The organism is Streptomyces misionensis (assembly GCF_900104815.1).
GTDB lineage: Bacteria > Actinomycetota > Actinomycetes > Streptomycetales > Streptomycetaceae > Streptomyces > Streptomyces misionensis.
Map to the genome: position 1 here is coordinate 6678489 of NZ_FNTD01000004.1, position 26834 is coordinate 6705322.

The following is a 26834-nucleotide window of genomic DNA, read 5'->3' on the forward strand; positions in this document are numbered from 1 at the left end:
AACAAGCCACTTCAACGGAGACGACTCACATGACCGAGAGCACCACCATCCGCTGGGAGCAGGACGACACCGGTGTCGTGACCCTGGTCCTGGACGACCCCGACCAGTCCGCGAACACCATGAACCAGGCCTTCCGGGCCTCCATCACGGCGATCGCCGCACGCGCGGAGGCCGAGAAGGACTCCATCCGGGGCATCGTCTACACCTCCGCCAAGAAGACCTTCTTCGCCGGCGGCGACCTCAAGGACATGATCAAGGCCGGTCCGCGGGACGCCCAGGACGTCTTCGACGCCGCGACCGAGATCAAGACCGCGCTGCGCCGCATCGAGACCCTCGGCAAGCCGGTCGTCGCCGCCATCAACGGCGCGGCCCTGGGCGGCGGTTACGAGATCGCGCTCGCCTCCCACCACCGCATCGCGCTGGACGCCCCCGGCTCCAGGATCGGCCTGCCCGAGGTCACCCTCGGCCTGCTGCCCGCGGGCGGCGGCGTCACCCGCACCGTGCGCTTGATGGGCATCACCGACGCGCTGCTGAAGGTGCTGCTCCAGGGCACCCAGTACAACCCGCGGCGCGCCCTGGAGAACGGCCTGGTCCACGAGGTGGCCGAGACCCGCGAGGAGATGCTGGCCAAGGCCCGCGCCTTCATCGACGCCCACCCCGAGTCCCGGCAGCCCTGGGACGTCCCCGGCCACCGGATCCCGGGTGGCACGCCGGCCAACCCGAAGTTCGCCGCCAACCTGCCCGCCTTCCCGGCCAACCTGCGCAAGCAGACGGGCGGCGCCCCCTACCCGGCGCCGCGCAGCATCATGGCCGCGGCCGTCGAGGGCGCCCAGGTCGACTTCGAGACCGCGAGCACCATCGAGACCCGCTACTTCACCGAGCTGGTCACCGGGCAGACCGCCAAGAACATGATCCAGGCGTTCTTCTTCGACCTCCAGGCGGTCAACTCCGGCGCCAACCGGCCCAAGGGCGTCGAGCCCCGCCAGGTCCGCAAGGTCGCGGTGCTCGGCGCGGGCATGATGGGCGCCGGCATCGCCTACTCCTGCGCCCGCGCAGGCATCGAGGTCGTCCTCAAGGACGTCTCCCTGGAGGCCGCGCTCAAGGGCAAGGGCTACTCCGAGAAGCTGTGCGCCAAGGCCGTCGCCAAGGGCCGCACCAGCCAGGAGAAGGCGGACGCGCTGCTCGCCCGGATCACCCCCACCGCCGACGCCGCCGACCTCGCGGGCTGCGACGCGGTGATCGAGGCGGTCTTCGAGGACACCGCGCTCAAGCACAAGGTCTTCCAGGAGATCGAGTCGGTCGTGGCGCCCGACGCGCTCCTGTGCTCCAACACCTCCACGCTGCCCATCACCACCCTCGCCGAGGGCGTGCAGCGCCAGGCCGACTTCATCGGACTGCACTTCTTCTCGCCGGTCGACAAGATGCCGCTCGTCGAGATCATCAAGGGCGAGCGTACCGGCGACGAGGCCCTCGCCCGCGCCTTCGACCTCGTCCGGCAGATCAACAAGACCCCGATCGTCGTCAACGACTCGCGCGGCTTCTTCACCTCCCGGGTGATCGGCCACTTCATCAACGAGGGCGTCGCCATGGTCGGCGAGGGCATCGAGCCCGCCTCCGTGGAACAGGCCGCCGCCCAGGCCGGCTACCCGGCCAAGGTCCTCTCCCTGATGGACGAGCTGACCCTCACCCTGCCGCGCAAGATCCGCAGCGAGACCAAGCGGGCCGTCGAGGAGGCCGGCGGCACCTGGGTCGCGCACCCGGCCGAGGCCGTCATCGACCGCATGATCGACGAGTTCGGGCGCCCCGGCCGCAGCGGCGGCGCCGGGTTCTACGACTACACCGAGGACGGCAGGCGCGCCGGGCTCTGGCCGGGCCTGCGCGAGCACTTCACCCGGCCCGGGCACGAGATCCCGTTCCGGGACATGCAGGAGCGCATGCTCTTCGCCGAGGCGCTGGACACCGTGCGCCTGCTGGAGGAGGGGGTGCTGACCTCCGTGGCCGACGCCAACATCGGCTCCATCCTCGGCATCGGCTTCCCCGGCTGGACCGGCGGGGTGCTCCAGTACATCAACGGCTACGACGGCGGCGCCGGGGCAGGCGTCGGCCTGCCCGCCTTCGTGGCCCGCGCCCGCGAACTCGCCGAGCGCTACGGCGACCGCTTCACCCCGCCCGCGCTGCTGGTCGAGAAGGCGGAGCGGGGCGAGCGCTTCACGGACTAGGGTCTTCCGTTCGGATCAGGCCGGATCGGGCCGGATCAGGGAGCGGGGCGAGCGCATCACGGGCTCAGCCCGCTCCCGATCCCTTGATCCACTCGCTCAGTTCTTCGCGCAGCGTGCGCTGGAAGGTCGTCAGCAGCGCCTGCACCACCAGCGGGTGCATGTGAGCCGACAGGTCCCGCACATCGCGGGTGTCTCGCTCGGCCACCTCGCCGCGGAAGAGCCGGGCGAGTTCACGGGCCGCGGCGCGCGAGTGCTCCGTCAGCACCCCGCGCGCCGCGAGGATCACCTCCTGCGACAGCGGCACGTCCAGCAGCTCCAGCCCGAGCCGCAGCAGGCCGGAGTCGACGCGGAAGGCCTCCGCCTCGTCGTCCGCCGCGAGGACGCCCAGCGCCCCCAGGCGCTCCATGTCCCGCTCGGACAGCGCCCGCCCCGCCCGCCGCTCCAGCTCGGCGAGGGAGAGCGTCTCCACGGCGTCCGGCGCCCAGGACGCGACCACCGCCCGGTGGATCGCCAGGTCGTGCGGGGACAGGTCGGACGGCAGCTGCCGCAGGTACCGCTCGATCGCCGCCAGCGTCATCCCCTGGCGCTGCAACTCCTCGATGAGCGCCAGCCGCGCCACGTGCCCGGCCCCGTACCGCCCCACCCGGCGCGGCCCGATCTCCGGCGGCGGCAGCAGTCCCTTGCTCCCGTAGAAGCGCACGGTCCGCACCGTCACCCCCGCCCGTGCGGCCAGCTCGTCGACGGTGAGGCTCATCTCCCCGGCATCGGTCGTCATGCGCAGCAGTATCGCTGTCACACCAGTGCTGTGAAACCCGTCGGCGGACGACCGGCGGCCGGCCGCGCGGACCGGGCACCCGCACCGGTATCCGGTCACCTTGTCCGCAGGCACGGTGTGGTGAACATCATGTGGACGCTGGGCGGATCATGTGAGAAGTAACGCTCTGTGACGTGGACCACCGCCAAATGCGGGAACCGTCTGCCAAGCTGCTGGCTTGGTCTGTACCGCGACTCATCGGGGTGGTGCGGGCCAAGCCCTGCACGACCCCCGGAACCTCGCGGTCCGGGCGCACCAGGAAGTGGTACCACCCGTGAGCAAGGACGCCGTGGATTCGGCACAGGCCGCCGCCCGCACCGGGGCGGCCCAGACGCCCTCGGACGCGGGCGACGCCGGTTACAGCAAGGACCTCAAGGCCCGCCACGTCAACATGATCGCCATCGGCGGCGCCATCGGCACGGGGCTCTTCCTCGGCGCCGGAGGCCGTCTGCACAACGCGGGCCCGGCGCTCGCCCTGGCCTATCTGGTCTGCGGCATCTTCGCCTTCTTCGTCGTGCGCGCCCTGGGCGAGCTGGTCCTGTACCGGCCCTCCTCCGGCTCCTTCGTGAGCTACGCGCGCGAGTTCCTCGGCGAGAAGGGCGCCTACGTCGCCGGCTGGATGTACTTCCTGAACTGGTCGACCACCGGCATCGCCGACATCACCGCCATCGCGCTGTACACGCACTACTGGAGCTTCTTCACGCCCATCCCGCAGTGGGTGCTGGCGCTGATCGCGCTCGCGGTGGTGCTCACCGTGAACCTGATCTCGGTGAAGATCTTCGGCGAGATGGAGTTCTGGTTCGCGATCATCAAGGTCGCCACCTTGGTGGGCTTCATGTTCATCGGCATCTTCCTGCTGGCCACCCAGCACCACGTCGACGGCTACACGCCGGGCCTGAGCCTGATCAGCGACCACGGCGGGATCTTCCCGCACGGCATGATGCCGGTCGTCCTCGTCATGCAGGGCGTGATCTTCGCGTACGCCGCGCTGGAGCTGGTCGGCGTCGCCGCCGGTGAGACCGAGCAGCCGGAGAAGGTCGTCCCGCGCGCCGTGAACTCGATCATGTGGCGTGTCGGCCTGTTCTACGTCGGCTCGGTCGTCCTCCTCGCCCTGCTGCTGCCGGGCTCGGTGTACTCCGCCGACCAGAGCCCCTTCGTGACGGTCCTGTCCAAGATCGGCGTCCCCGCGGCCGGCGACGTGATGAACCTGGTGGTGCTCACCGCCGCCATGTCCTCGCTGAACTCCGGCCTGTACTCCACCGGCCGCATCCTGCGCTCCATGGCGATGGCGGGCTCCGCGCCCAAGTTCACCCGTGTGATGAGCCGCAGCCAGGTGCCCTACGGCGGCATCCTGCTGACCTGCGGCATCTGCGTGCTCGGCGTCGGCCTGAACTACCTGGTGCCCAGCCAGGCCTTCGAGATCGTGCTGAACGTCGCCTCGCTCGGCATCATCAGCACGTGGGTGATCATCATGATCTGCCACGCGATCTTCGTCCGCCGGGCCCGCGCGGGCCTGGTGACCCGGCCGCACTTCCAGCTGAAGTTCTCCCCGGTCACCGAGATCGCCACCATCGCCTTCCTGCTGGTCTGCCTCGGCATGATGTGGGACGACCACGAGGTCGGCCGCAAGACCCTGCTGCTCATCCCGGTGATCGCGGTCATGCTGGTCGCCGGCTGGTTCGGCGTCCGCCGCCGGGTGAACGCCGGTGCGGACCAGGAACCCTCCGCGCCGGTGCAGTAGCGGTCCGGCGGCACTGTCAGTGGCCGCCCCTACGGTGGCGTCATGCCGGAGATCACTTTCGTCCGGGGTGACGCCACCACCCCGCAGGGCAAGGGCCCGAAGATCATCGCCCATGTCTGCAACGACATCGGCGGCTGGGGCAAGGGCTTCGTCCTCGCCCTCTCCCGCCGCTGGCCGGAGCCCGAGCGGGCCTACCGCGCCTGGCACCGCGACCGCGCGCACAACGACTTCGGGCTGGGCGCGCTCCAGCTCGTCCCGGTCGGCCCGCGCACGTGGGTGGCCAACATGGTCGGTCAGCGCGGCACCAGGACCGGCGGCAAGGGCGTTCCGGTGCGCTACGAGGCGATCGACACCGCCCTCGCCGGCCTCGCCGACCGTGCCCTCGAACTCCGTGCGTCCGTGCACATGCCCCGCATCGGCTGCGGTCTGGCCGGTGGCATCTGGTCCCGTGTCGAGCCGCTGGTCACCGGGCGGCTGGTCGCCCGGGGCATAGCGGTCACCGTGTACGACCTCGGGGACCACGCCGGGAACGGAGCCGGCGGCCCCGCCGGCGTCGGCGGGTGACGGCTGCGGTGCTGCCCGCGCGAGGCCGCCTCAGCGCGACGCGGGCGCCACGACCTCGCGGACCGCGTCGTCGTAGCGGCGCAGTACCAGCCGCGCGACCGACTCGTGCGCGCCGAGCGGCGGTGAGGTGACGCAGCCGCCCGCCGCGGCGGCCCGGCCGCCGAAGAAGCCGGGCGCCAGCAGATAGCGGGCCACCGCCACCTTGTCGTGGCCGCGCCGCCGCAGCTCGGCCACCGCCTCGGCGGGGGTCGGCGCGCCGGCGCACAGGTACGACGGCACCACCGGGGAGCCGAGCCGCCGCGCCAGCAGCCGGGCCATCCGCGCGGTGTCCGCGTTGGCGCCCGGATCGGTCGACCCGGCCGCGGCCAGCACCACGGCGCCGCCCGGGGCCCAGCCCGCCTCCGCCAGCCGGTCGCCCAGGGCCTCGGCGAGCAGCGGGTGGGGCCCGAGGGCGCGCGCCACCCGGGCCCGCACGCCCGGCGCGGCCGCGAGCACCGCGGGGATGTCGACCCGCACGTGGTAACCCCCGCCGAGCAGCAGCGGCACCAGGACCGCCGGGGCGTCGAGCCCCGCCAGCACCTCCGCGAGCGGCGGCCGCACCAGGTCCAGCCAGCCCGTCTCGACGCGCAGCCCGGGCCGCGCGCGCCGTACGGCGTCGACGAGCCGCCCGATCGTCCGTTCGTGCTGCGGGCCCCTGCTGCCGTGCCCCACCGCGACGAGGACCGGGCTTTCCCCAAGCTGCTTCCGCGTCCGCTCCGGTGTCCCGCTCATGCCGTCACCGCCAGCCGGTAGCCGCGTTTGGGCACCGTGCGTATCAGCGCGGAGTGGGGGCCGAGGGCGGCGCGCAGCCGGGCGATCGCGGCCTCCACGGCGTGTTCGTCGGCGCGGTCCGCCAGCCAGGCGCGGCGCAGCAGCTCTGCGCGGCTGAGCACGTGGCCCGGCCGGTCGGCGAGGGCCCGCAGCACCGCGGCGAGCACCGGCGGCAGCGTGACCTGCATGTCGTCGGCGAGCACCGCGCTGCCCTGGAGCACCACCCGGCGCCCCTCGTACACCAGTTCCCTGCGCATCCTGGCCGGCAGCGCCTCGGCGAGGGTGCGCACCAGCGCGCCGAGCCGGCCGCGCTCCGGGCAGACCGGCTCGATGCCCAGTTCCAGCAGCGGCCGCGCGCACACCGGCCCCACGCACACCGCGAGCACGTCGTCGCGCAGGGCGGCGAGCACCTCGGCGCGCCGGTCGAAGCCGTCCGCGCCCGCCAGCAGCGCCTCGATCGCCTGGGCACTGGTGAAGGACAGGGCGTGCAGCTCGCGCCGGACGGTCAGCTCGACCAGGCGGCGCACCGCCTCCGGGTCGTCCGGCGGCCCCCAGCGGTAGACCGGCACCGCGATCACCTCGGCCCCGCGTTCGCGCAGCGCGGCGGCGAAGCCGTCCAGCGGCACCCCGTGCTCCTGCACGGCGATCCGGCGGCCCGCCAGCGGGCGGGCGAGCAGCCAGGAGAGCAGCTCGTCGTTGGCCTCCGAACGCGGCGAGAACGCCTCGTCCAGCCCGCTCGCCCGCACCGCACCGGTCGCCTTGGGGCCCCGGGTGAGCACCACCGCCGCGCGGCAGGCGGCGGCGAGCCGCGCGCCGGTGCCCCAGCCGTCGGCGGCGCTCATCCAGCAGCGCCAGCCCACCCCGGTGGTGGCGACGACGTAGTCGAGCGGCCCGGCGAGACAGCGTTCGGTGGCCTCGCGCAGCGCGGTGTCGTCGCCGAGCGGGACCAGGCGCATCATGGGCGCCTCGACCACCCGGGCGCCGCGCCGCTCCAGCAGCGCCGTGAGCTCCTCGCGGCGGCGCGTGGCGGTCACCCCGACCGTGAAGCCGGTCAGCGGACCGCCCCGCCGTGCCGCCGTGGTGTCTGTGCCGGTGCCCGTTGCCATGCCCTTCAACATCGACCGGCCGCGTTGCGAGCCGGTTGCCCGCACGTCACGGCCGCGTAAGCGGGCGTCCGCGCAGGTTACGGAAGATGTCGGGGACGTCACCCCGTACCGCCGGCGCTGTGAGCCGGCCGTACCGCGGGCGCAACACGGCCGACCCGGTCGCGAAACGCGCCCCGGCGACGCTCACGGCATGACGACGACCACCACAGCCGTGGACACCCACTGCCCGTACTGCGCGTTGCAGTGCGGCATGCGGCTGGCGCGCACCGACGGGCCGGACGGCACTCCGGTGGAGGTGCTGGAGCGGCCGGACTTCCCGGTCAACCGGGGCGCGCTGTGCGGCAAAGGGCGCACCGCGGCCCGGCTGCTCGCCCCCGGAGCACGGCTGACGGCACCACTGGTGCGCGAGGGCGGCGTGCTGCGCGAGGCGTCCTGGGCGGAGGCGCTCGACCGGGTGGCCGCGGGGCTCGCGGACGCCGGGCGGCGCTACGGGCGGGACGCGGCAGGAGTGTTCGGCGGGGGCGGGCTCACCAACGAGAAGGCGTATCTGCTGGGCAAGTTCGCCCGCGTGGTGCTGCGCACCGCGAACATCGACTACAACGGCCGGTTCTGCATGTCCTCGGCGGCCGCCGCGCTCAGACACGCCTTCGGCCTCGACCGCGGCCTGCCCTTCCCGCTCGCCGACGTCGCCGGCGCCGAATGCGTGCTGCTGGTCGGCGGCAACCCGGCCGAGACGATGCCGCCGGCCGTCCGCCTGCTGCGCGAGCTGCGCGAGAACGGCGGCCGGCTGATCGTCGTCGACCCGCGCCGCACCCGCACCGCCGAACTCGCCGACCTGCATGTGCAGCCGGTGCCCGGCACCGATCTGGCGCTCGCGCTCGGCGTGCTGCACCTGGTGATCGCCGACGGACTGTGCGACGAGGCGTTCATCGCCGCCCGCACCACCGGGTTCGAGGAGGCGAGGGCGGCCGCCATGGCGCACTGGCCGGAGCGGGTCGAGCGGCTGACCGGCGTCCCGGTGCCGGTGCTGCGCGAGGTGGCCGGCCAGTTCGCGCGGGCGGCCACCGGGATCGTGCTCACCGCGCGCGGGGCCGAGCAGCACAGCAAGGGCACCGACACCGTGGCCGCCTGGATCAATCTGTGCCTCGCCACCGGGAAGGCGGGCCGCCCCGGCTCCGGGTTCGGCTGCCTCACCGGCCAGGGCAACGGCCAGGGCGGCCGGGAGCACGGCCAGAAGTCCGACCAGCTGCCCGGCTACCGGTCCCTCACCGACCCCGCCGCCCGCGCCCACGTCGCCGCCGTGTGGGGCGTCGACCCGGACACCCTGCCCGGCCCCGGCCGCTCGGCCTACGAGCTGCTCGACGGCCTCGGGCAGTCCGGCGGGGTGCGCGCCCTGCTGCTGATGGGCTCCAACCCGGTGGTCTCGGCGCCCAACGCGGCGCACATCACCACCCGGCTGCGGCAGCTGGACTTCCTCGCGGTGAGCGACGTGGTGCTCTCGGAGACCGCCGAACTGGCCGACGTCGTCCTGCCGGTCGCCCAGTGGGCGGAGGAGACCGGCACGGTGACCAACCTGGAGGGCCGGGTGCTGCTGCGCGAGGCGGCGCTGGCCCCGCCCGAGGGCGTCCGCACCGATCTGCACGTGCTGCGCGAGCTGGCCGCCCGGCTCGGGGTGCGGCGCGGCTTCCCCGAGGACCCGCGGGAGGTCTTCGACGAACTGCGCGCCGCCTCGGCGGGCGGCCCCGCCGACTACGCGGGCATCACCTACGAACGGGTCCGCGAGGAGGAGGGCGTCTTCTGGCCGTGCCCGGCCGAGGACCACCCCGGCACGCCCCGGCCGTTCCTCGACCGCTTCGCCACCCCCGACGGACGGGCCCGGTTCGCGGCCGTCTCGCACCGGCCGGCCGCGGAGGAGCCGGACGCGGACTATCCGCTCCGGCTGACCACCGGCCGGGTGCTCGCCCAGTACCAGAGCGGCGCGCAGACCCGGCGGGTGCCGGAGCTGGAGCGGGCCGCTCCCGGGCCGTTCGTGGAGCTGCACCCCCGCCTCGCCGAGCGGCTCGGCGTCACCGACGGCGACCCGCTCGTCCTGACCACCCGCCGCGGCCGGGCCACCGCACCGGCGCGCGTCACCCCGGACATCCGCCCCGACACGGTCTTCGTGCCCTTCCACTGGCCGGGGCCCGGCCGCGCCAACTCCCTCACGCACCCCGCCCTCGACCCGGTGTCGCGGATGCCGGAGTTCAAGGTGTGCGCGGTGCGGGTGGAGCGCGCCGAGGCCGCCCGGTGAGCGGGCGGATCGCCGTCGTGGGCGCCGGGATGGCGGCGGCCCGGCTGGCACAGCAGCTCGTCGAGCGGGGCCGCGGCGACGGCGTGACGCTGTACGGCGCCGAACCGCACCGCCCGTACAACCGCACCCTCCTCGCCGATGTGCTCACCGGCCGCCTCGACGCCGCCGCCGTCGGGCTGCCGTGCGGCGCGCCCCAGATCACCGTGCGCACCGGACGCGAGGTCGTCGCGGTGGACGTGCGGTCGCGGACGCTGACGCTGGCGGGCGGCGCGGAGGCCGGCTGGGACGAGCTGGTGTTCGCGACCGGCGCCAACCCGGTGCTGCCGCCGATCCGGGGCCTGCGCACCGCCGACGGCGGGCTGAAGGCCGGGGTCCACGCCTTCCGGAGCCTCGCCGACTGCGCGCGGCTCGCCGAGGACGCGGCGCGCGCCCGCCGCGCGGTGGTGATCGGCGGCGGGGTCCTCGGGGTGAGCGCCGCACGGGCGCTCGCCGCGCTCGGCCTGCCCACCGAGATCGTCCACCAGGCCCCCCACCTGATCGAGCGCCACCTCGACGAGGGAGCGGGCGACGCGCTGCGCCGGGCCCTCGAAGAGCTGGGCGTGCACACCTACACCGGCAACCGGGCCCGCGCCCTCGACGGCGACACCCGGGTCACCGGCGTCCGCCTCGCCACCGGTTACCTGCTCGACGCCGACCTGGTGGTCCTCGCCTGCGGGGTGCGCCCCCGCACCGGGCTCGCGCACGCCGCCGGGATCACGGTCCGGAGCGGCGTCGTGGTGGACGACCGGCTCGCCGCGTCCGCCCCGCACGTCTTCGCGATCGGCGACTGCGCCGAGCACGCCGGGATCACGCACGGCCTCGCCGGCCCCGCCTGGGACCAGGCCGACGTCCTCGCCGCGCGGCTCAGCGGTGCCGGTCCGGACACCGGCTACGGCGGCTCCCGGCCGCTGGTCCGGCTGACCGCGGGCCCGCTGGAGTACGCGGCGTTCGGCGAGACCGGCGACGCGGCCGGCACCGACGTGCTGCGCATCGCCGACGCCACCCGGGGTCCGTACGGCTCGTACAAGAAGCTCGTGCTGCGCGGCGACCGGCTCGTCGGCGGCATCCTCCTCGGCGACCTCGCGACGGTCGGCGACCTCACCCGTGCCTACGAGTGCGACGAAGCGCTCCCCGACGACCCGCTCCACCTGCTCACCAAAGAAGGAGCCGCGTGATGCACTCCCCGACCGCACCCCTGCGCGACCTGGTCCTCGTCGGCCACGGCATGGTCGGCCAGCGCTTCCTGGAGGCGTTCTTCGAACAGCCCCGTCCCGGCTGGCGGGTGACCGTCCTCGCCGAGGAGACCCGCCCCGCCTACGACCGGGTCCGCCTCACCTCCTGGTTCTCCGGCACGACGGAGGACGAACTGTCCATGTGCAAGCCGGAGTTCCTCACCGAGCACGGCATCGACCTGCGCCTCGGCGAACCGGCCACCGCCGTCGACCGGGAGCGCCGCACGCTCACCACGGCGGCCGGACGCACCATCCGCTACGACGCCCTGGTGCTCGCCACCGGCTCCTACCCCTTCGTACCGCCGGTGCCCGGCCACGACGCGGGCGGCTGCCACGTCTACCGCACCCTCGACGACCTCGCCGCGATCAAGGCGGAGGCGGCGCGGGCCCGGACCGGCGCGGTGGTCGGCGGCGGGCTGCTCGGCCTGGAGGCGGCCGGGGCGCTGCGCGCGGCGGGGCTCGACACCCACGTCGTGGAGTTCGCCCCGCGGCTGATGGCGCTCCAGGTCGACGAGGCCGGCGGACTGCTGCTGCGCCGCAAGATCGAGGAGCTGGGCGTCACCGTCCACACCGGCGCCGGCACCGAGGCGATCACCGCGGGCCCCGACGGCCGGGTGCGCTCGATGGTGCTGTCCGACGGCACCGAACTCGACGTCGACCTGGTCGTCTTCTCCGCCGGAGTGCGCCCCCGCGACCAGCTCGCGCGGGCGTGCGGCCTGCCGGTCGGCGCCCGCGGCGGCATCGTCGTGGACACCGCCTGCCGCACCGAGGACCCGCACATCTGGGCCATCGGGGAATGCGCCCAGGCCGCCGACGGCCGGGTCTACGGGCTGGTCGCCCCCGGCTACGCCATGGCCGAGGCCGCCGCCCGCCGGATCACCGAAGGAGAGGGCGAGTTCGGCGGTGGTGACACCTCGACCAAGCTGAAGCTGCTCGGCGTGGACGTCGCCAGCTTCGGCGACGCGCACGGCACCACCGAAGGCGCCCTCGACGTGGTGTACGCCAACAGCCGCGCCGGCGTCTACAAGAAGCTGGTCGTCGGCGCCGACGGCCGGCTCCTCGGCGGCGTCCTGGTCGGCGACACCGACGACTACGCCACCCTGCGCCCGCTGCTGGCGGGCCCCCCGCTCACCGTGCCGCCCGAGCGGCTGCTGCTGCCCGCGCAGGCCGGCGCGGGCCCGGCCCCGCTGCCCGACGAGGCGATCGTCTGCTCCTGCCACAACGTCAGCAAGGCCGCGATCCGCCGGGCCGTCGCCGACGGCCACGCCTCGGTGCCCGAGGTGAAGAAGTGCACCAAGGCCGGTACCGGCTGCGGCAGTTGCGAGAAGCTGCTCGGCACCATCGTCGGCGACGAACTGGCCGCGCGCGGCGTCGCCACCTCGCGCGGCCTGTGCGAGCACTTCACCCACACCCGCGCCGAGCTGTACGAGATCATCCGGGTCAAGGGGATCACCGGGTTCTCCCGGCTGATCGACGAGCACGGCACCGGCGAGGGCTGCCAGATCTGCAAGCCGGTGGTCGCCTCGATCCTCGCCGGCCTGGCCGGCGGCCACGTCCTCGACGGCGAACAGGCCGCGCTCCAGGACACCAACGACCACTTCCTCGCCAACCTCCAGCGCGGCGGCTCGTATTCGGTGGTGCCCCGCGTCCCGGGCGGCGAGATCACCCCCGAAGGGCTGATCACCATCGGCGAGATCGCCCGCGACTTCGGCCTCTACACCAAGATCACCGGCGGTCAGCGCATCGACATGTTCGGCGCCCGCGTCGACGACCTGCCGCGCATCTGGCGCCGCCTGGTCGACGCGGGCTTCGAGTCGGGCCACGCCTACGGCAAGGCGCTGCGCACCGTGAAGTCCTGCGTGGGGGAGACCTGGTGCCGCTACGGCGTGCAGGACTCCGTCGGCCTCGCCATCGAACTGGAGCTGCGCTACCGCGGCCTGCGCTCCCCGCACAAGATCAAGGCGGCCGTCTCCGGCTGCGCCCGCGAGTGCGCCGAGGCGCAGAGCAAGGACTTCGGGGTGATCGCCACCGCTGAGGGCTGGAACCTCTACGTCGGCGGCAACGGCGGCATGACCCCGCGCCACGCCGACCTGCTCGCCACCGGCCTGGACCGCCCCACGCTGATCCGCACCATCGACCGCTTCCTGATGTTCTACATCCGCACCGCCGACCGGCTGGAGCGCACCGCCCCCTGGGTGGCGCGGCTCGACGGCGGCCTGGACCACCTGCGGGACGTCCTCATGAACGACTCCCTCGGCATCTGCGACGACCTTGACGACCTGATGCGGCGCCACACGGCGGCGTACGAGGACGAATGGGCCGCCACCCTCGCCGACCCCGACCGGCTGCGCCGCTTCGTCTCCTTCGTCAACGCCCCCGGCGTCCCCGACCCCGCCGTGCGTTTCACTCCCGAGCGCGGCCAGATCCGTCCGGTCACCGTCGCCGGGCCGCGCCTGGAGGTGCGCGTCTGATGCACACCGCCGAGATCCAGCTCGCCCACCAGGGCGCGTGGCACACCGTCTGCCGGTACGGCGACCTGCTCCCCGGCCGCGGTGTGGCCGTCCTCCTGGACGGTGAGCAGATCGCGCTCTTCCGGGACCGGGCGGGCGGGCTCTACGCCGTCCAGAACTACGACCCCTTCAGCGACGCCTACGTCCTGTCCCGCGGCATCACCGGCAGCCGCGGCGAGGTGCCGGTGGTCTTCTCACCCATGTACAAGCAGGCCTTCGACCTGCGCACCGGGTCGTGCCTGGACGAGGAGACCGCGCCCGACGGCACCCCCGCGCGGCTGCTGGTCTGGCCGGTGCGGGTCGCCCCGCCCGCCGCCCGCTGACCCCGCACCGCCCGGCGTCCGCACTCCACCGTTCCGACCGTTCCCGCGGGAGTCCACCATGCCCTTGTCCCCTCCACCTACCGCGCCGCCCTCGTTCGCCGCGGCGTTCCGCCGGCTCGGCGCGCTGGCGTCCCTCGGCGGCCGTCACCGGATCCTGCACCTGACCACGCTGGCGTTCTTCCTCACCTTCCTCGTCTGGTTCGACATGGCGCCCTTCGCCCGCCAGATCGGCGACGAACTCCACCTGGACAAAGGTCAGTTGCTCACGCTCTCGCTGTGCAACCTGGCGCTGACCGTGCCTGCCCGGATCGGCGTGGGCATGCTCCTGGACCGCTTCGGCCCCCGCCGGGTGTTCGCGGCCGTCCTCATCTTCGCCGCCGTCCCCAACACGGTCTTCGCGACCGCGTCGAGCTTCCCCGTCCTGGTCCTCAGCCGACTGCTGCTCGGCGTCGTCGGCGCCGGGTTCGTGGTCGGCATCCGTATGGTCGCCGAGTGGTTCTCCGCCGAGGAGATCGGCACCGCCGAGGGCTTCTACGGCGGCTGGGGCAACTTCGGCTCGGCCGCGGCCTCCCTCGTCCTGCCCGGCCTCTCCGTCCTCCTCGCCGGACACACCGGCGGCTGGCGCTGGGGCATCGCGACCGTCGGCGTGCTCAGCGCGCTCTACGGCGTCGTCTACCTCTTCGCCGTACGCGACACCCCCGAGGGCTCCGCGTACCACCGGCCGCGCCGCCAGGGCGCCCTGGAGGTGACCAGCCGCCGGGCGGTGTTCGGGCTGCTGGTGGTGCAACTGCCGCCGCTCGCCGTGCTCGGGCTCGTCGCCTACCGCGTGTACGACGCCGGAGTGCTTCCCCGGTCCGGGTTCGTCGCCGTCGTCGCCGTACTGGTGGCCGGTTACGCGGCACAGGCGGCGCGCACCCTGTCGGTGAACCGACCGGCGCTCGCCGACGCCCATCCGCCCGCCGAGCGCTACCCCTTCCGGCTGGTCGCGCTGCTGGCGCTGGCGTACTTCGTGACCTTCGGCACCGAGCTGGCGATGGTCTCCCTGCTCCCCGCCTACTTCGCCGACACCTTCGGCCTCGGCGTCGCGGCCGCGGCCGCCGCGGGCAGCGCCTTCGCCTGCACCAACCTGGTCACACGCCCCGCGGGCGGGCTGCTGTCGGACGCGCTCGCGCAGCGGCGGACGGCCCTGCGGATCCTGCTCACCGGCGCCGTCGCCGTCTTCGCCGTACTCTCCCGGATGACCGGCGGCTGGGGGCTGTGGACGGGCGTCGCGCTGGTCGCGCTGGCGTCGGTCTTCATCCAGGGCGGCAACGGCGCCGTCTACGCGATGGTCCCGCTGGTCAACCGCCGTTCCGGCGGCCAGATCGCCGGACTGGTGGGCGCGTACGGCAACGTCGGCGGCATCGTGCTGACCTCGGTGCTCGTCTTCACCGGGGGCGACGTGCGCCTCCTGTTCCTCGCCGTCGCGGTGTGCACGGCGGCGATGGCCCTGCTGACCGCGTGGCTGCCGGAGCCGCGGGGCACCACGGGCACCGCCGCGTCGCCGGCCCCGCGCGAGTCGCCCGCGGGCCTGCGCGCCGAAACCCGCGCGGCGCGGCCGTGACCTCCCGCGGGCGGGCGGCGGGCGGCACGGCCGTCCCGGCCCGCCGCCCGCCCGCGGGACCGGGACGAGACCGCGGGGATCAGCGGCCGTGCCCCCCGTGCGCCGCCTCGATCTTCTGCCACGACTTCGGCCGCGGCACCGCCTCGCCCGCCGTGCCCGCCGCCGCGAAGGAGCGGGCCGCGCCCGCCGCCGGCTTCGACCGCTGGTACAGCCATGTGTCGAAGAGGCCCGCCAGCGGCTTGCCCGAGACCCGTTCGGCGTACCTCTCGAAGTCGGCCACCGAGGCGTTGCCGTAGGCGTGGCTCTGCGGCCAGCCCTTGAGGATGCGGAAGAAGGCGGTGTCGCCGACCTCGTCGCGCAGCGCCTGGATGGCCGCCGCGCCCCGGTCGTAGACCGCGTCGTCGAACTGGTCGTCCGCGCCCGGATCACCCGGCGCCACCGTCCAGAAGGGGTCGTCGGCCGGGTGCGAGGCGTACAGGTAGTCGGCGAGCTCCTTCGCCGTGCCCTCGCCCTCGTGCTCCGACCACAGCCACTGCGCGTACGTCGCGAAGCCCTCGTTGAGCCAGATGTCCTTCCAGCCCTTGAGCGACACGTCGTCGCCGTACCACTGGTGGGCCAGCTCGTGCACGACCACCGAGGTGTTGGTGCCCTTCGCGAACTGCTTGGGGCTGTAGAAGACCCGCGTCTGGGTCTCCAGCGCGTACCCGGTGGTGGTGTTCGGGACGTAGCCGCCCGCCGAGGCGAACGGATACGGCCCGAAGTAGTCGCTCAGCCAGTCGACGATCTCCCCGGTGCGCTCCACGCTCGCCCGCGCGGCCCCGTCGTTGTCGCCGAGATCCCTGCTGTACGCGTTGAGGACCGGCACCCCCCGCTCGGAGGTGCCGGTGGTGATGTCGAACCTGCCGATCGCCAGGGTGGCCAGATACGTCGCCTGCGGCTTGTTCTGCCGCCAGCTGTAGCGGGTCCAGCCCCGCTCGGAACGGGTCGACTGCAGCGTGCCGTTGGAGATGGCCTGGGTGCCGTCCGGCACGGCCACCGAGACGTCGTAGGTCGCCTTGTCGCTCGGGTGGTCGTTGCTCGGGAACCACCACCAGGCGGCCTCGGGCTCGTCCGCCGCGACCGCTCCGTCCGGCGTGCGGTGCCAGGTGTCGAAGCCGTAGGCGCTCTTCGTCGACGGCACCCCGCTGTAGCGGACCACGACCGTGACCGGCGTGCCCTTCGCCAGCGGGGTCCGCGGCGTGATCACCAGTTCGTGCTGCTCGGCGTGGCGGAACGCCGCCTTGGCGCCGTTGACCCGCACCTCGCTCACGTCCAGCAGGAAGTCCAGGTCGAAGCTGGACAGATCCTGGGTGGTCCGCGCCAGGATCGTCGCGGTGCCCTGCAACTCGTCCGTCTTCGGCTGGTAGCGCAGCCTCAGGTCGTAGTGCGAGACGTCGTAGCCGCCGTTGCCGTAGTACGGGTAGTAGGGGTCGCCGATGCCCGGTGCGCCGGGGGAGTAGCTCGCGGCCGATGCCGGGATCGCCAGCAGGAGGGAGGCCGCCGCCAGTGCGCCCGGCGCGATGATTCTGCGGTGCACGTCAGCTCCAAGTCGTCGGGACTGCAAGTCCGTTCGCGAACACTGTCCGGAGCCTATTCAGGCCCGGCGCGCCCCGGCCTGTCCATGGTCCCCGCTGTCACACGATCGCCATTCGGCCGCAACGCGTCCCCCGGATACCGCAAATCCCCCTTCTGCACGGGAGTTGGCGGGAGTACCGTCCGCGCATGCCGAACAGCACACCTGCCCGCGGGCGCCCCCGCCCACGGCTCACGCTCTGGCGAGCGTGCGTCGCGGCGGCCGTCGCCGCCCTCCTGGCCGCGTTCCTCACCCCGGCCGCCGCCCAGGCCGCGCCGCCCCGCGAGAGCGAGCCCGTCTACTCCTACGCCCACGCCGTCCGCGAGTCCGTGTGGGTGGACACGGGCCTCGACGGGGACGGCGACGGCCGCACCGACCGGGTCGCCGTCGACATCGTCCGCCCCGCCGAACCCGCCCGCGCGGGCCGCAAGGTGCCCGTCATCATGGACGCCAGCCCGTACTACTCCTGCTGCGGGCGCGGCAACGAGAGCCAGGTCAAGACGTACGACGCCGACGGCGACATCGTCGGGATGCCGCTCTTCTACGACAACTACTTCGTGCCCCGCGGCTACGCCGTGATCGGCGTCGACCTCGCCGGCACCAACCGCTCCGACGGCTGCGTCGACGTCGGCGGCCGGTCGGACATCCGGTCCGCGAAGGCCGTGATCGACTGGCTGGGCGGCCGCGCCACGGCGTACACCAGCCGCACCGGCACCCGGACCGTCAGGGCGACCTGGTCGAACGGCAGGACCGGCATGATCGGCAAGAGCTGGGACGGCACCGTCGCCAACGGCGTCGCCGCCACCGGCGTCCAGGGGCTGCGGACCATCGTGCCGATCAGCGCCATCTCCTCCTGGTACGACTACTACTTCGCCCAGGGCGCCCCGCTCTACGACGGCGGCCCCGACGACCTCGCCGGCTACGTCGAGAGCGACGCCGCGCGGGCGCGCTGCGCGGCCGAACACAAGAGGCTCGCCGACGGCAGCCCGCGCAGCGGCGACTGGACCCCGCTGTGGACCGAGCGGGACTACGTCAAGGACGCGGCCAAGGTGCGCGCCAGCGTGTTCGTGGTCCAGGGCATGCAGGACCTCAACGTGCGCACCAAGCACTTCGGGCAGTGGTGGGACGCGCTGGCGGCCCAGGGCGTCGAGCGCAAGCTGTGGCTCTCCCAGACCGGCCACGTCGACCCGTTCGACTACCGGCGCGGCGCCTGGGTGGACACCCTGCACCGCTGGTTCGACCACGAACTCCTCGGCTATCGCAACGGCATCGACCGCGAGCCGATGGCCGACATCGAACGCCACCCCGACCAGTGGGTCACCTCCGCCACCTGGCCGCCCGCCGGCACCCGTGCCACCACCCTGCGTCCGGCCCCCGGCACCCTCCCCGGCGTCGGCACCCTCGGCACGCGCCCGGCCACCGGCACCGAGACCTTCACCGACGACCCGCGGCTCAGCGAGACCGACTGGGCCGCGCACATCGGCGAAACCACCCCGCAGAAGGCCGGCTTCGTCACGGCGCCGCTCACCCGCGACCTGCGTCTGTCCGGCTCCTCCCAGGTCACGGTCACCGCCACGGCGTCCACCGCCTCGGCCCACCTGTCCGCGGTCCTGGTGGACGTCGGCCCGGACACCATCCGCGACTACTCCGACGCCGACGAGGGCATCACCACGCTGAAGAACCGCACCTGCTGGGGGGAGAGCACGGCCGGGGACAGCGCCTGCTACCTGGAGACCGCGGCGAAGACGGCCGACGTCGACTACACGGTGTTCAGCCGCGGCTGGGCGGACCTCGGCCATTACGCCTCGCTCGCCGAGGGCGTCCCGCTCACCCCGGGCAAGCCGTACACCATGACCCTCTCCCTGGCCGCCACCGACCACGTGATCCCCAAGGGCCACCGGCTCGCGCTGATCGTCGCGGGCACGGACCGCGACCTCATCGACCCACCGGCCACCAGGCCGACGATCACGGTCCGGCTGTCCGGCACCGCCGCCCGGCTGCCGCTGGTGGGCGGGGCACAGGCCTTCGCCCGGGCCACGTCCGGCGCGACGGCGACCCCCGCACCGGCACCGCTGAAGGGGCTGCGCGCACCGGGCCCGGCCGACCGCGTCCCGGGCGACTGACCGCACCGCTCCCCACGGGTGTGGGATCGTATCGACCATGCGGCCCCGCGCCCGCTCGGTTCAGGCCGCCGCGGCCGGCACCAGACCGGCGGCCTCCCGGGCACAGCCCCAGGCCACCGTCACCCCCGCGCCGCCGTGGCCGTACGAGTGCACCACCGTCCGCCCGCCGGGCAACTCCTCCCGCTCCAGCCGTACCGCGTCCCGGTACGGCCGCAGCCCCACCCGGTGGGCCAGCACCCGCGCCCCCGCGATCTCCGGCCGCACCCGCGCGCACCGGGCGATGATCTCCGCCGCCGTGGCCGGGTCGGGCTCCGTGGACCAGTCGTCCTCCTGCGCCGTACCGCCGAGGATCAGCCCGTGGGGCTGCGGGATGAAGTACGCGGCGACCGGCGAGGAATGGTCGACCGAGGTGTAGTACGTGGTGATCCCGGGGTTCTCCACCAGCACCAGCTGTCCCCGCACCGGCCGCACGCCGGGATCGGGCACCAGCGTGCGTGCCCCGAGGCCCGAGCAGTTGACCACCACGTCGGCGGGCACCTCGGCGAGCCGGGTGGCCGCACGGGCCTCCACCGTGCCGCCCGCCCGCAGGAGCCGGTCCCGCAGCCACGCCAGGTGCGTCGGCATGTCGATCACCGGCAGCCGCGCGGCCAGTCCGTCCGGCACCGCCCGCAGGCCCGGCACCCGGCCCGCCCAGTCGCCCAGTTCGTCCAGGCGCGCGCCCTGGTGCACGCCGTCGACCAGCCGTACGCCCGTCTCCGCGGGGCGCGCCGCCAGCTCCTCGTACACCGTGAGGGTCTCCAGCGCCCAGGCGCCGACCAGCCGCTCCGGTTCGATGCGGTACGGCCACCACAGCCCGCCGGCGACCGCCGACGTGGTCTCCTCGGCCGCCTCGCGCGCCCACACCCGTACCCGCCGCCCGGCCTCCGCCAGCACCACGGCCGTGGTCAGTCCGACGACCCCGCCGCCGACCACGATCACCTCGTCACCCGACCTGCTGTCCACACTGTCCACGCCTGGACCATAGGCCCCGCCCGCACGTTCCCGGCAGAGCCCGGCGCACATCCGCTGACGTGGGGATGCTCACAGCCACCCGGCACCGGCGGACGCGCGGGGAACCGGGCTGAGCGGCGGGCGCCCGGCGCACAAGGTCCTGTCGTCACACTCCCGCCGTCCGCCCGGAGGGCGGGCCGCGCGGCGTCAGGTGCGTGCTCTCGGCGTGCCGGGGCCTAACCCTCGTACTGGGCGTACTTGGGTCTGGGCCCGGTGCGGCGAGAGTGCGTGCATGGCGTCGCGAGGCAGGCGGGAGTTTGACGACAGGGCCTAGGATCTGCCTCCTGATGACTGCCACCCTCGTCGCCAAGAATCTCGCCGCCGGGCACGGCGACCGCTCCCTCTTCTCGGGGCTCGACCTCGTCGTGGCGCCCGGGGACGTGATCGGGCTGGTCGGTGCCAACGGCGCGGGCAAGTCCACGCTGCTGCGGATGCTCGCCGGACTCGTCCCGCCCGAGCAGGGCGAACTGCGGCTGTCCCCGCCCGCCGCGACCGTCGGCCACCTGCCGCAGGAGCCCGAGCGCAGGCCGGGGGAGACCGTGCGGGAGTTCCTGGCCCGCCGCACCGGCGTCGCCGAGGCCCAGCGGGTGATGGACGAGGCCACCCAGGCACTGGTGGACGGCGCGCCCGGCGCGGACGACGCCTACGCGGCGAGCCTGGAGCGCTGGCTCGGGCTCGGCGGCGCCGACCTGGAGGAACGGGCGGAGGAGGTCGCCGACTCCCTCGGCCTCGCCGTCGACCTCGACCAGCCGATGACGTCGCTCTCCGGCGGCCAGGCGGCCCGCGCCGGCCTCGCCTCCCTCCTGCTCTCCCGCTACGACGTCTTCCTGCTGGACGAGCCGACCAACGACCTCGACCTCGACGGTCTCGAGCGTCTGGAGCGGTTCGTCGCCGGGCTGCGCGCGGGCACCGTCGTGGTCAGCCATGACCGCGAGTTCCTCACCCGCACGGTCACCAAGGTCCTCGAACTCGACCTGGCCCAGCGGCAGATCAACCTCTACGGCGGCGGCTACGAGGCCTACCTGGAGGAGCGCGAGGTGGGCCGGCGGCACGCCCGCGAGGAGTACGAGGAGTACGCCGACAAGAGGGCCGCCCTCCAGGACCGGGCGCAGATGCAGCGGACCTGGATGGACAAGGGCGTCAAGAACGCCCGCCGCAAGGCCGGCAACGACAACGACAAGATCGGCCGCAAGTTCCGCAGCGAGGCCAGCGAGAAGCAGGCCGCCAAGGCCCGGCAGACCCAGCGGATGATCGAGCGCCTGGAGGCGGTGGAGGAGCCGCGCAAGGAGTGGGAGCTGCGCATGGAGATCGCCGCCGCCCCGCGCTCGGGCGCCGTGGTGGCGACGCTGCGGGACGCCGAGGTCCGGCGCGGCGACTTCACCTTCGGGCCGGTCTCCCTGCAGATCGACTGGGCCGACCGGATCGCGGTCACCGGGGCCAACGGCGCCGGCAAGTCGACCCTGCTGGGCGCCCTGCTCGGGCGGGTCCCGCTGGACCGCGGGCACGCGGCCCTCGGCTCGGGCGTGCTCGTCGGCGAGGTCGACCAGGCCCGGGGCCTCTTCCACGGACCCGAGGCCCTGCTCGACGCGTTCTGCGCGGCCGTCCCGGACACCGAGCCGGTGGAGGTGCGCACCCTGCTCGCCAAGTTCGGCCTCAGGTCGGAGCACGTGCTGCGCCCGGCCGCGACCCTCTCCCCGGGCGAGCGCACCCGCGCCGCCCTCGCCCTGCTCCAGGGCCGGGGCGTCAACCTCCTCGTGCTGGACGAGCCCACCAACCACCTCGACCTGCCCGCCATCGAACAGCTGGAGTCCGCCCTCGACTCCTACTCGGGCACCCTCCTCCTGGTCACCCACGACCGCCGCATGCTGGACGCGGTCCGGGTGACCCGGCGCTGGGAGGTCGCGGCGGGCAAGGTGACCGAGCGCTGACGCCGGACCAGGGGAGTGCCGGCGCGCCGGATCAGGTGGCCGGCGCAGAGGTCCGCTGCGGCCGTTTGCCGCGGGGGCCGAAGACACGAAGAGGGGCCGGAACCCGTACGGGTTCCGGCCCCTCGCGCGCGGGGCGGGTCAGCGCTGCTTCGGGTCCAGCAGGCCCGCGCGGCGCAGCGCGTCGGCCATGGCGCTGTTGGCGGGGGCCTGCGCGGGACGGCCGCCGCGGTCTCCGCCGCGGCCCTGCCGCCGGCCCTGGTCGGCCTGGCCGCCCTGCCGCTGCTGGGGCGGCCGGGCGCCGCCGCGCTGCCGCCGGTCGCCGCCGCCGCGGCCCTGCTGCGGCGCCGCCTCGTCGTCCAGGCGCAGGCTGAGCCCGATCCGCTTGCGCGGGATGTCCACGTCGAGGACCTTCACCTTGACGATGTCACCCGGCTTCACCACGTCCCGAGGGTCCTTGACGAAGGTCTTGGACATCGCCGACACGTGCACCAGGCCGTCCTGGTGGACGCCGACGTCCACGAACGCGCCGAAGGCCGCCACGTTCGTCACCACGCCCTCCAGCACCATCCCGGCGGACAGGTCGGAGATCTTCTCCACGCCCTCCTTGAAGGTGGCCGTCTTGAAGGCCGGCCGCGGGTCGCGGCCCGGCTTCTCCAGTTCCTTGAGGATGTCGGTGACGGTCGGCAGACCGAAGGTGTCGTCCACGAAGTCGGCCGGCCGCAGCGAGCGCAGCACGCCCGTGTTGCCGATGAGGGAGGCCACCTCCTGGCCCGTGGTCTTCACCATGCGCCGCACCACCGGGTACGCCTCCGGGTGCACGCTGGAGGCGTCCAGCGGGTCGACGCCGCCGCGGATGCGCAGGAAGCCCGCGCACTGCTCGTACGCCTTCGGACCGAGCCGCGCCACCTTCTTCAGCTCCCCGCGGGAGGTGAAGGGACCGTTGGCGTCGCGGTGCGCCACGATGTTCTCCGCGAGGGCGGCCGAGATGCCCGACACCCGCGACAGCAGCGGCACGGAGGCGGTGTTGACGTCCACGCCGACGCCGTTCACACAGTCCTCGACCACCGCGTCCAGCGAGCGGGACAGCTTCACCTCGGACAGGTCGTGCTGGTACTGGCCGACGCCGATGGACTTCGGGTCGATCTTCACCAGTTCGGCCAGCGGGTCCTGGAGGCGCCGGGCGATGGAGACCGCGCCGCGCAGCGACACGTCCATGTCCGGCAGTTCCTGGGAGGCGTACGCCGACGCCGAGTACACCGACGCCCCGGCCTCCGACACCATCACCTTGGTGAGCTTCAACTCCGGGTGCTTGGCGATGAGTTCGGCGGCGAGCCGGTCGGTCTCGCGGGACGCCGTGCCGTTGCCGATCGCGACCAGCTCGACCGCGTGCCGCTCGGCGAGCCGCGCCAGCTTGGCGAGCGCCTCGTCCCACCGGTTGGCCGGCACGTGCGGGTGGATCACGTCCGTGGCGACGACCTTGCCGGTCGCGTCGACCACGGCGACCTTCACACCCGTGCGGAAACCGGGGTCCAGGCCCAGGGTGGCGCGGGTGCCGGCCGGGGCCGCGAGCAGCAGGTCGCGCAGATTGGCCGCGAACACGTTCACCGCCTCGTCCTCGGCGGCCGTGCGCAGCCGCAGCCGCAGGTCGATGCCGAGGTGCACCAGGATGCGGGTGCGCCAGGCCCAGCGGACGGTGTCCTTGAGCCACTTGTCGGCCGGGCGGCCCCGGTCGGCGATCCCGAACCGGTGCGCCACGATCCCCTCGTACGACGACGGGCCGTCGGTGGGCTCCTCCGGCTCCAGGACGAGGTCCAGCACCTCCTCCTTCTCACCGCGCAGCATCGCCAGCACACGGTGCGAGGGCAGCTCGGTGAACGGCTCGGCGAAGTCGAAGTAGTCGGCGAACTTGGCGCCCGCCTCCTCCTTGCCCTCGCGCACCTTCGCGGCGAGGCGCCCGCGCACCCACATGCGCTCGCGCAGCTCGCCGATCAGGTCGGCGTCCTCCGAGAACCGCTCGGTGAGGATCGCCCGCGCGCCCTCCAGGGCCGCCTGCGGATCGGCGACGCCCTTGTCCGCGTCCACGAACGCGGCGGCGGCTGCCGTCGGTTCCACCGACGGGTCGCTCAGCAGGCCGTCGGCCAGCGGCTCCAGGCCCGCCTCGCGCGCGATCTGCGCCTTGGTGCGCCGCTTGGGCTTGTACGGGAGGTAGACGTCCTCAAGGCGCGCCTTGGTCTCGGCGCCGCGGATGCGGGCCTCCAGCTCCTCGGTGAGCTTGCCCTGCTCGCGCACCGACTCCAGGATCGCGGCCCGCCGGTCCTCCAGCTCCCGCAGATAGCGCAGCCGCTCCTCGATCGTGCGCAGCTGCGCGTCGTCGAGCATCTCGGTCGCTTCCTTGCGGTAGCGGGCGATGAAGGGCACGGTCGAACCGCCGTCGAGCAGTTCCACCGCGGCCTTCACCTGCCGCTCCCGTACGCCGAGTTCCTCGGCGATCCTGCCTTCGATGGATCCTGCTTCGATGGACCCGGGTGTCGTCACGATCCCGTACCGCCTTCTCCACTGAGGTTGCGCGGCAATTGTGGCAGGTGACACCGGCGACCGGGGATCAGGGCGGCGCGTGGCGGGCCGCCGTGGCACATGGCGGGGCCGGGCAGGAAGCTTCCTGCCCGGCCCCGGTGCCGACGGCGAGCCGTGGCTCAGTGCCAGTGGCCCCGGCGGTGGTCGCGGTCGTCACGACGGCCGTCCCAGCCGTCGTGGTGGCCGTGGCGCCGGTCGTCGTACCGGCGGTGGTCCCAACGGTCGTCGTACCGGCGGTGGCCCCAGCGGTCGTCGTCATGACGGTGGCCCCACCGGGCGTCCGGCCCCGGGAAGCCGTGCCGCCCGTCGCCGGCGGAGACCGCCTGGAGCGGACGGGCCGACGGCCGGTCCGCGGCGGCGGCCGGCAGTGCCGCCGCGCCCATCAGGGCGGCGGCCAGTACACCGGCGGCGGTCAGTCTGCGGACGGAAACAAGAACGGACACGAGGTCCCCCTTCACAAGGGTGTGTGGTGCGCGTGGCGGCCGGTCGGCCGCACGCCCACACCCTGCGCCCCACGCCCCGGCGCCGACGCGGGACGCGCGGACGCCATGACGGATACGAGAGACATCTGTGACAGTCGCCTGTAGCAACCATTTATGCCGTGAAAACCCGTCTTGCTGCGGAATCGGACGGTTTCGCCCGCGCGCCCTCACCCGAAAGTGAGTAACGGCCGCTGCGCCGCACGGGCGCGCCCGTGCCCTCCCCCACGCGCCGCCAGGGCGTCGGCGGGCGCGTCACACGGGCGGGGTCCAGGTGAAGACGGGCGTGCGGCGCTCCAGGAAGGCGGCCACGCCCTCCGCGGTGTCGCCGCTGCGGCGCGCCTGCTCGGCCCAGTGGGCGTCCCGGTCGGTGCGGCCGGCGGCGAACTCCTTCGCGGCGGCCTGGGTGAGCTGGGACCGCGAGACGAGGGTGCGGGTCAGCTCGGCCACCCGCTTGTCGAGTTCGCCCTCGGGCAGCACCTCGTCCACCAGGCCGGTGCGCAGCGCGCGTCCACTGTCGATCAACTCGGCGGTGAACAGCAGGTACTTGGCGGTTGCCGGGCCGACCAGCGACACCAGCCGGCGGGTCGCGGACGAGGCGTAGACGATGCCGAGCCGCGCCGGGGTCACTCCGAACAGGGCACCGTCCTCGGCCAGTCGGAGGTCACAGGCCGCGGCGAGCTGCACGCCGCCGCCCACGCAGTGCCCGCGCACCGCGGCGACCGTCGGCTTCGGGAACGCTGCCAGCGCCTCCTCCGCCGCCGCCGCGAGCCCCTGCGCCGGATCGGACGACCCCTTCAGGGTGGAGATGTCCGCGCCCGCGCAGAAGGTCCGGCCCTCGCCGGTCAGCACCAGGGCCCGGACGCCGGGATCGCGGGCGAACCCCTCCAGCAGCGGCGGCAGGGACCGCCACATGCTGGCCGTCATGGCGTTGCGCTTGGCCGGGTTGCTGATCACGACCGTGGCGACGGAGTCGGTGACCTGGTGGCACAGCTGGGGCTCCATGCGCCGGATGCTATCCGCCCGTTCACCCGGTTACGACACCGCCTCGGAGGGGGACACAGGGGGAGGGTGCCGGCGAAAGCGGAGAGCGTCCCCGTGGCGGGGCCCGGCGAGGAGGCGGCGATGGCCAGGGCGCGCGAGCCCAAGGACAGGGCGGCGGCGATGCGCCAGGGGTTCGGGCTGCTCGCGGTGCTCGGCGTGGTCCTCGTCCTCGGCGGGCTCGTCGGGCTCGTCTACACCGGCGTCGCCACGCTCACCTCGATGCTGCTGTTCGGCTGGCTGCTGCTGATCGGCGGGATCGTCGGCCTGCTGCACGCGGTCCAGGCCCGCGGCACCAGCTTCTTCTGGCTCGGCGTCATCGTCGCCGCCCTGAACATCGCGGCGGGCGTCGTCGTCATCCGGCTGCCCCACGCGGCCGCCGACGCGCTCACCATGTTCGCCGCCCTGCTGTTCCTCTCCGCCGGCCTCTTCCGGATGGTCGGCAGCATGGTGGTGCGCGGCCCCCAGTTCGGCTGGACCCTGCTGCTCGGCGTCTTCGACCTGCTGCTCGGGGTCCTGGTCCTCGGCCACTGGCCCAGCAGCAGCCAGTACGTCATCGGCGCCTTCTTCTCCCTGTCCCTGCTCTTCGACGGCCTCGGGCTCATCGCCACCGGTTACGGCGGCCGTCGTATCGTCGGCCTGGTCAGCGAGCAGCGGAGGGTCTGAACCGGTCCGACACGTGACGTTGTCATACGCACTCGGTCAGAAAGCGCTCGATACCCGGTGACTTGCGGTCAGGTCCGCAGGGCGTGGCCGGTCGTTACCAACACTCGACG

The 26834-nt window shown here is 73.9% G+C and carries 19 protein-coding genes; 11 read left to right on the forward strand and 8 right to left on the reverse strand.

Annotated features, from left to right (window positions below):
• Positions 1-29: 29 nt before the first annotated feature.
• The gene (locus BLW85_RS31880; RefSeq protein WP_074994470.1) at positions 30-2219 is read left to right on the forward strand and encodes a 3-hydroxyacyl-CoA dehydrogenase NAD-binding domain-containing protein; all 2190 of its coding nucleotides are present in this window, start codon (positions 30-32) and stop codon (positions 2217-2219) included.
• Positions 2220-2283: 64 nt separating this feature from the next.
• Here the strand turns inward: BLW85_RS31880 and BLW85_RS31885 are convergent, their stop codons facing one another.
• On the reverse strand, positions 2284-2994 hold the full coding sequence (locus BLW85_RS31885; RefSeq protein WP_070029538.1) for a MerR family transcriptional regulator: 711 nt from the start codon (positions 2992-2994) through the stop codon (positions 2284-2286).
• A gap of 313 nt (positions 2995-3307) precedes the next feature.
• Between BLW85_RS31885 and BLW85_RS31890 the strand changes: the two genes are divergently transcribed.
• Entirely contained in the window at positions 3308-4774 is a 1467-nt protein-coding gene (locus BLW85_RS31890; protein ID WP_070029539.1) for an amino acid permease, read from the forward strand.
• A gap of 42 nt (positions 4775-4816) precedes the next feature.
• Entirely contained in the window at positions 4817-5338 is a 522-nt protein-coding gene (locus BLW85_RS31895; protein WP_074994472.1) for a macro domain-containing protein, read from the forward strand.
• Positions 5339-5368: 30 nt separating this feature from the next.
• Here BLW85_RS31895 and BLW85_RS31900 read toward each other — a convergent pair whose 3' ends face one another.
• Entirely contained in the window at positions 5369-6109 is a 741-nt protein-coding gene (locus BLW85_RS31900) for a sirohydrochlorin chelatase (protein WP_074994475.1), read from the reverse strand.
• The gene (locus BLW85_RS31905) at positions 6106-7254 is read right to left on the reverse strand and encodes a uroporphyrinogen-III synthase (protein WP_070029542.1); all 1149 of its coding nucleotides are present in this window, start codon (positions 7252-7254) and stop codon (positions 6106-6108) included. Before BLW85_RS31905 ends, BLW85_RS31900 begins: the two co-directional genes overlap by 4 nt.
• Positions 7255-7444: 190 nt before the next feature.
• Here BLW85_RS31905 and BLW85_RS31910 point away from each other — a divergent pair, with 190 nt between their 5' ends.
• Genes BLW85_RS31910 through BLW85_RS31930 form a run of 5 tightly spaced genes read left to right on the forward strand, consistent with a single transcriptional unit; the run spans position 7445 to position 15251 of the window.
• Positions 7445-9544, forward strand: coding sequence for a molybdopterin oxidoreductase family protein (locus tag BLW85_RS31910; RefSeq protein WP_074994477.1), 2100 nt, complete (start codon positions 7445-7447; stop codon positions 9542-9544).
• Positions 9541-10758: an NAD(P)/FAD-dependent oxidoreductase gene (locus BLW85_RS38560; protein WP_074996279.1), complete on the forward strand. Its 1218-nt coding sequence runs from the start codon at positions 9541-9543 to the stop codon at positions 10756-10758. The genes BLW85_RS31910 and BLW85_RS38560 overlap by 4 nt, the downstream gene beginning before the upstream one ends.
• Entirely contained in the window at positions 10758-13286 is a 2529-nt protein-coding gene (nirB, locus tag BLW85_RS31920; protein WP_074994479.1) for a nitrite reductase large subunit NirB, read from the forward strand. The genes BLW85_RS38560 and nirB overlap by 1 nt, the downstream gene beginning before the upstream one ends.
• Positions 13286-13648: a nitrite reductase small subunit NirD gene (gene nirD / locus BLW85_RS31925; protein ID WP_070029545.1), complete on the forward strand. Its 363-nt coding sequence runs from the start codon at positions 13286-13288 to the stop codon at positions 13646-13648. The genes nirB and nirD overlap by 1 nt, the downstream gene beginning before the upstream one ends.
• A 58-nt stretch (positions 13649-13706) precedes the next feature.
• A complete protein-coding gene (locus BLW85_RS31930) occupies positions 13707-15251 on the forward strand; it encodes an MFS transporter (protein ID WP_074994482.1) in 1545 nt (514 codons plus the stop codon).
• Positions 15252-15330: 79 nt separating this feature from the next.
• On the opposite strand, the gene BLW85_RS31935 is transcribed toward BLW85_RS31930, so the two are convergent.
• Positions 15331-16827 carry a M1 family metallopeptidase gene (locus tag BLW85_RS31935; protein WP_074994485.1) on the reverse strand — a complete coding sequence of 499 codons (1497 nt, stop codon included), beginning with the start codon at positions 16825-16827 and terminating at the stop codon, positions 15331-15333.
• A gap of 185 nt (positions 16828-17012) precedes the next feature.
• On the opposite strand from BLW85_RS31935, the gene BLW85_RS31940 reads away from it, so the two are divergent.
• The gene (locus BLW85_RS31940; RefSeq protein ID WP_074994487.1) at positions 17013-18986 is read left to right on the forward strand and encodes a Xaa-Pro dipeptidyl-peptidase; all 1974 of its coding nucleotides are present in this window, start codon (positions 17013-17015) and stop codon (positions 18984-18986) included.
• 60 nt (positions 18987-19046) lie between these two features.
• Here the strand turns inward: BLW85_RS31940 and BLW85_RS31945 are convergent, their stop codons facing one another.
• Complete coding sequence (locus BLW85_RS31945) at positions 19047-19964, reverse strand: FAD-dependent oxidoreductase (RefSeq protein ID WP_074996280.1); 918 nt, start codon at positions 19962-19964, stop codon at positions 19047-19049.
• A 359-nt stretch (positions 19965-20323) separates the two neighbouring features.
• Between BLW85_RS31945 and BLW85_RS31955 the strand changes: the two genes are divergently transcribed.
• On the forward strand, positions 20324-21964 hold the full coding sequence (locus BLW85_RS31955) for an ABC-F family ATP-binding cassette domain-containing protein (RefSeq protein WP_070029549.1): 1641 nt from the start codon (positions 20324-20326) through the stop codon (positions 21962-21964).
• A gap of 138 nt (positions 21965-22102) precedes the next feature.
• Here BLW85_RS31955 and BLW85_RS31960 read toward each other — a convergent pair whose 3' ends face one another.
• The 3 genes from BLW85_RS31960 to BLW85_RS31970 form a co-directional block, all read right to left on the reverse strand.
• Positions 22103-24499: a Tex family protein gene (locus tag BLW85_RS31960; protein ID WP_074994492.1), complete on the reverse strand. Its 2397-nt coding sequence runs from the start codon at positions 24497-24499 to the stop codon at positions 22103-22105.
• A 158-nt stretch (positions 24500-24657) separates the two neighbouring features.
• Positions 24658-24981 carry a hypothetical protein gene (locus BLW85_RS31965; protein ID WP_167381359.1) on the reverse strand — a complete coding sequence of 108 codons (324 nt, stop codon included), beginning with the start codon at positions 24979-24981 and terminating at the stop codon, positions 24658-24660.
• 291 nt (positions 24982-25272) lie between these two features.
• Positions 25273-26022: an enoyl-CoA hydratase/isomerase family protein gene (locus BLW85_RS31970; RefSeq protein WP_074994497.1), complete on the reverse strand. Its 750-nt coding sequence runs from the start codon at positions 26020-26022 to the stop codon at positions 25273-25275.
• 120 nt (positions 26023-26142) lie between these two features.
• On the opposite strand from BLW85_RS31970, the gene BLW85_RS31975 reads away from it, so the two are divergent.
• Positions 26143-26724, forward strand: a complete 582-nt coding sequence (locus BLW85_RS31975; RefSeq protein ID WP_070029553.1) for an HdeD family acid-resistance protein — start codon at positions 26143-26145, stop codon at positions 26722-26724.
• Positions 26725-26834: the final 110 nt, after the last annotated feature.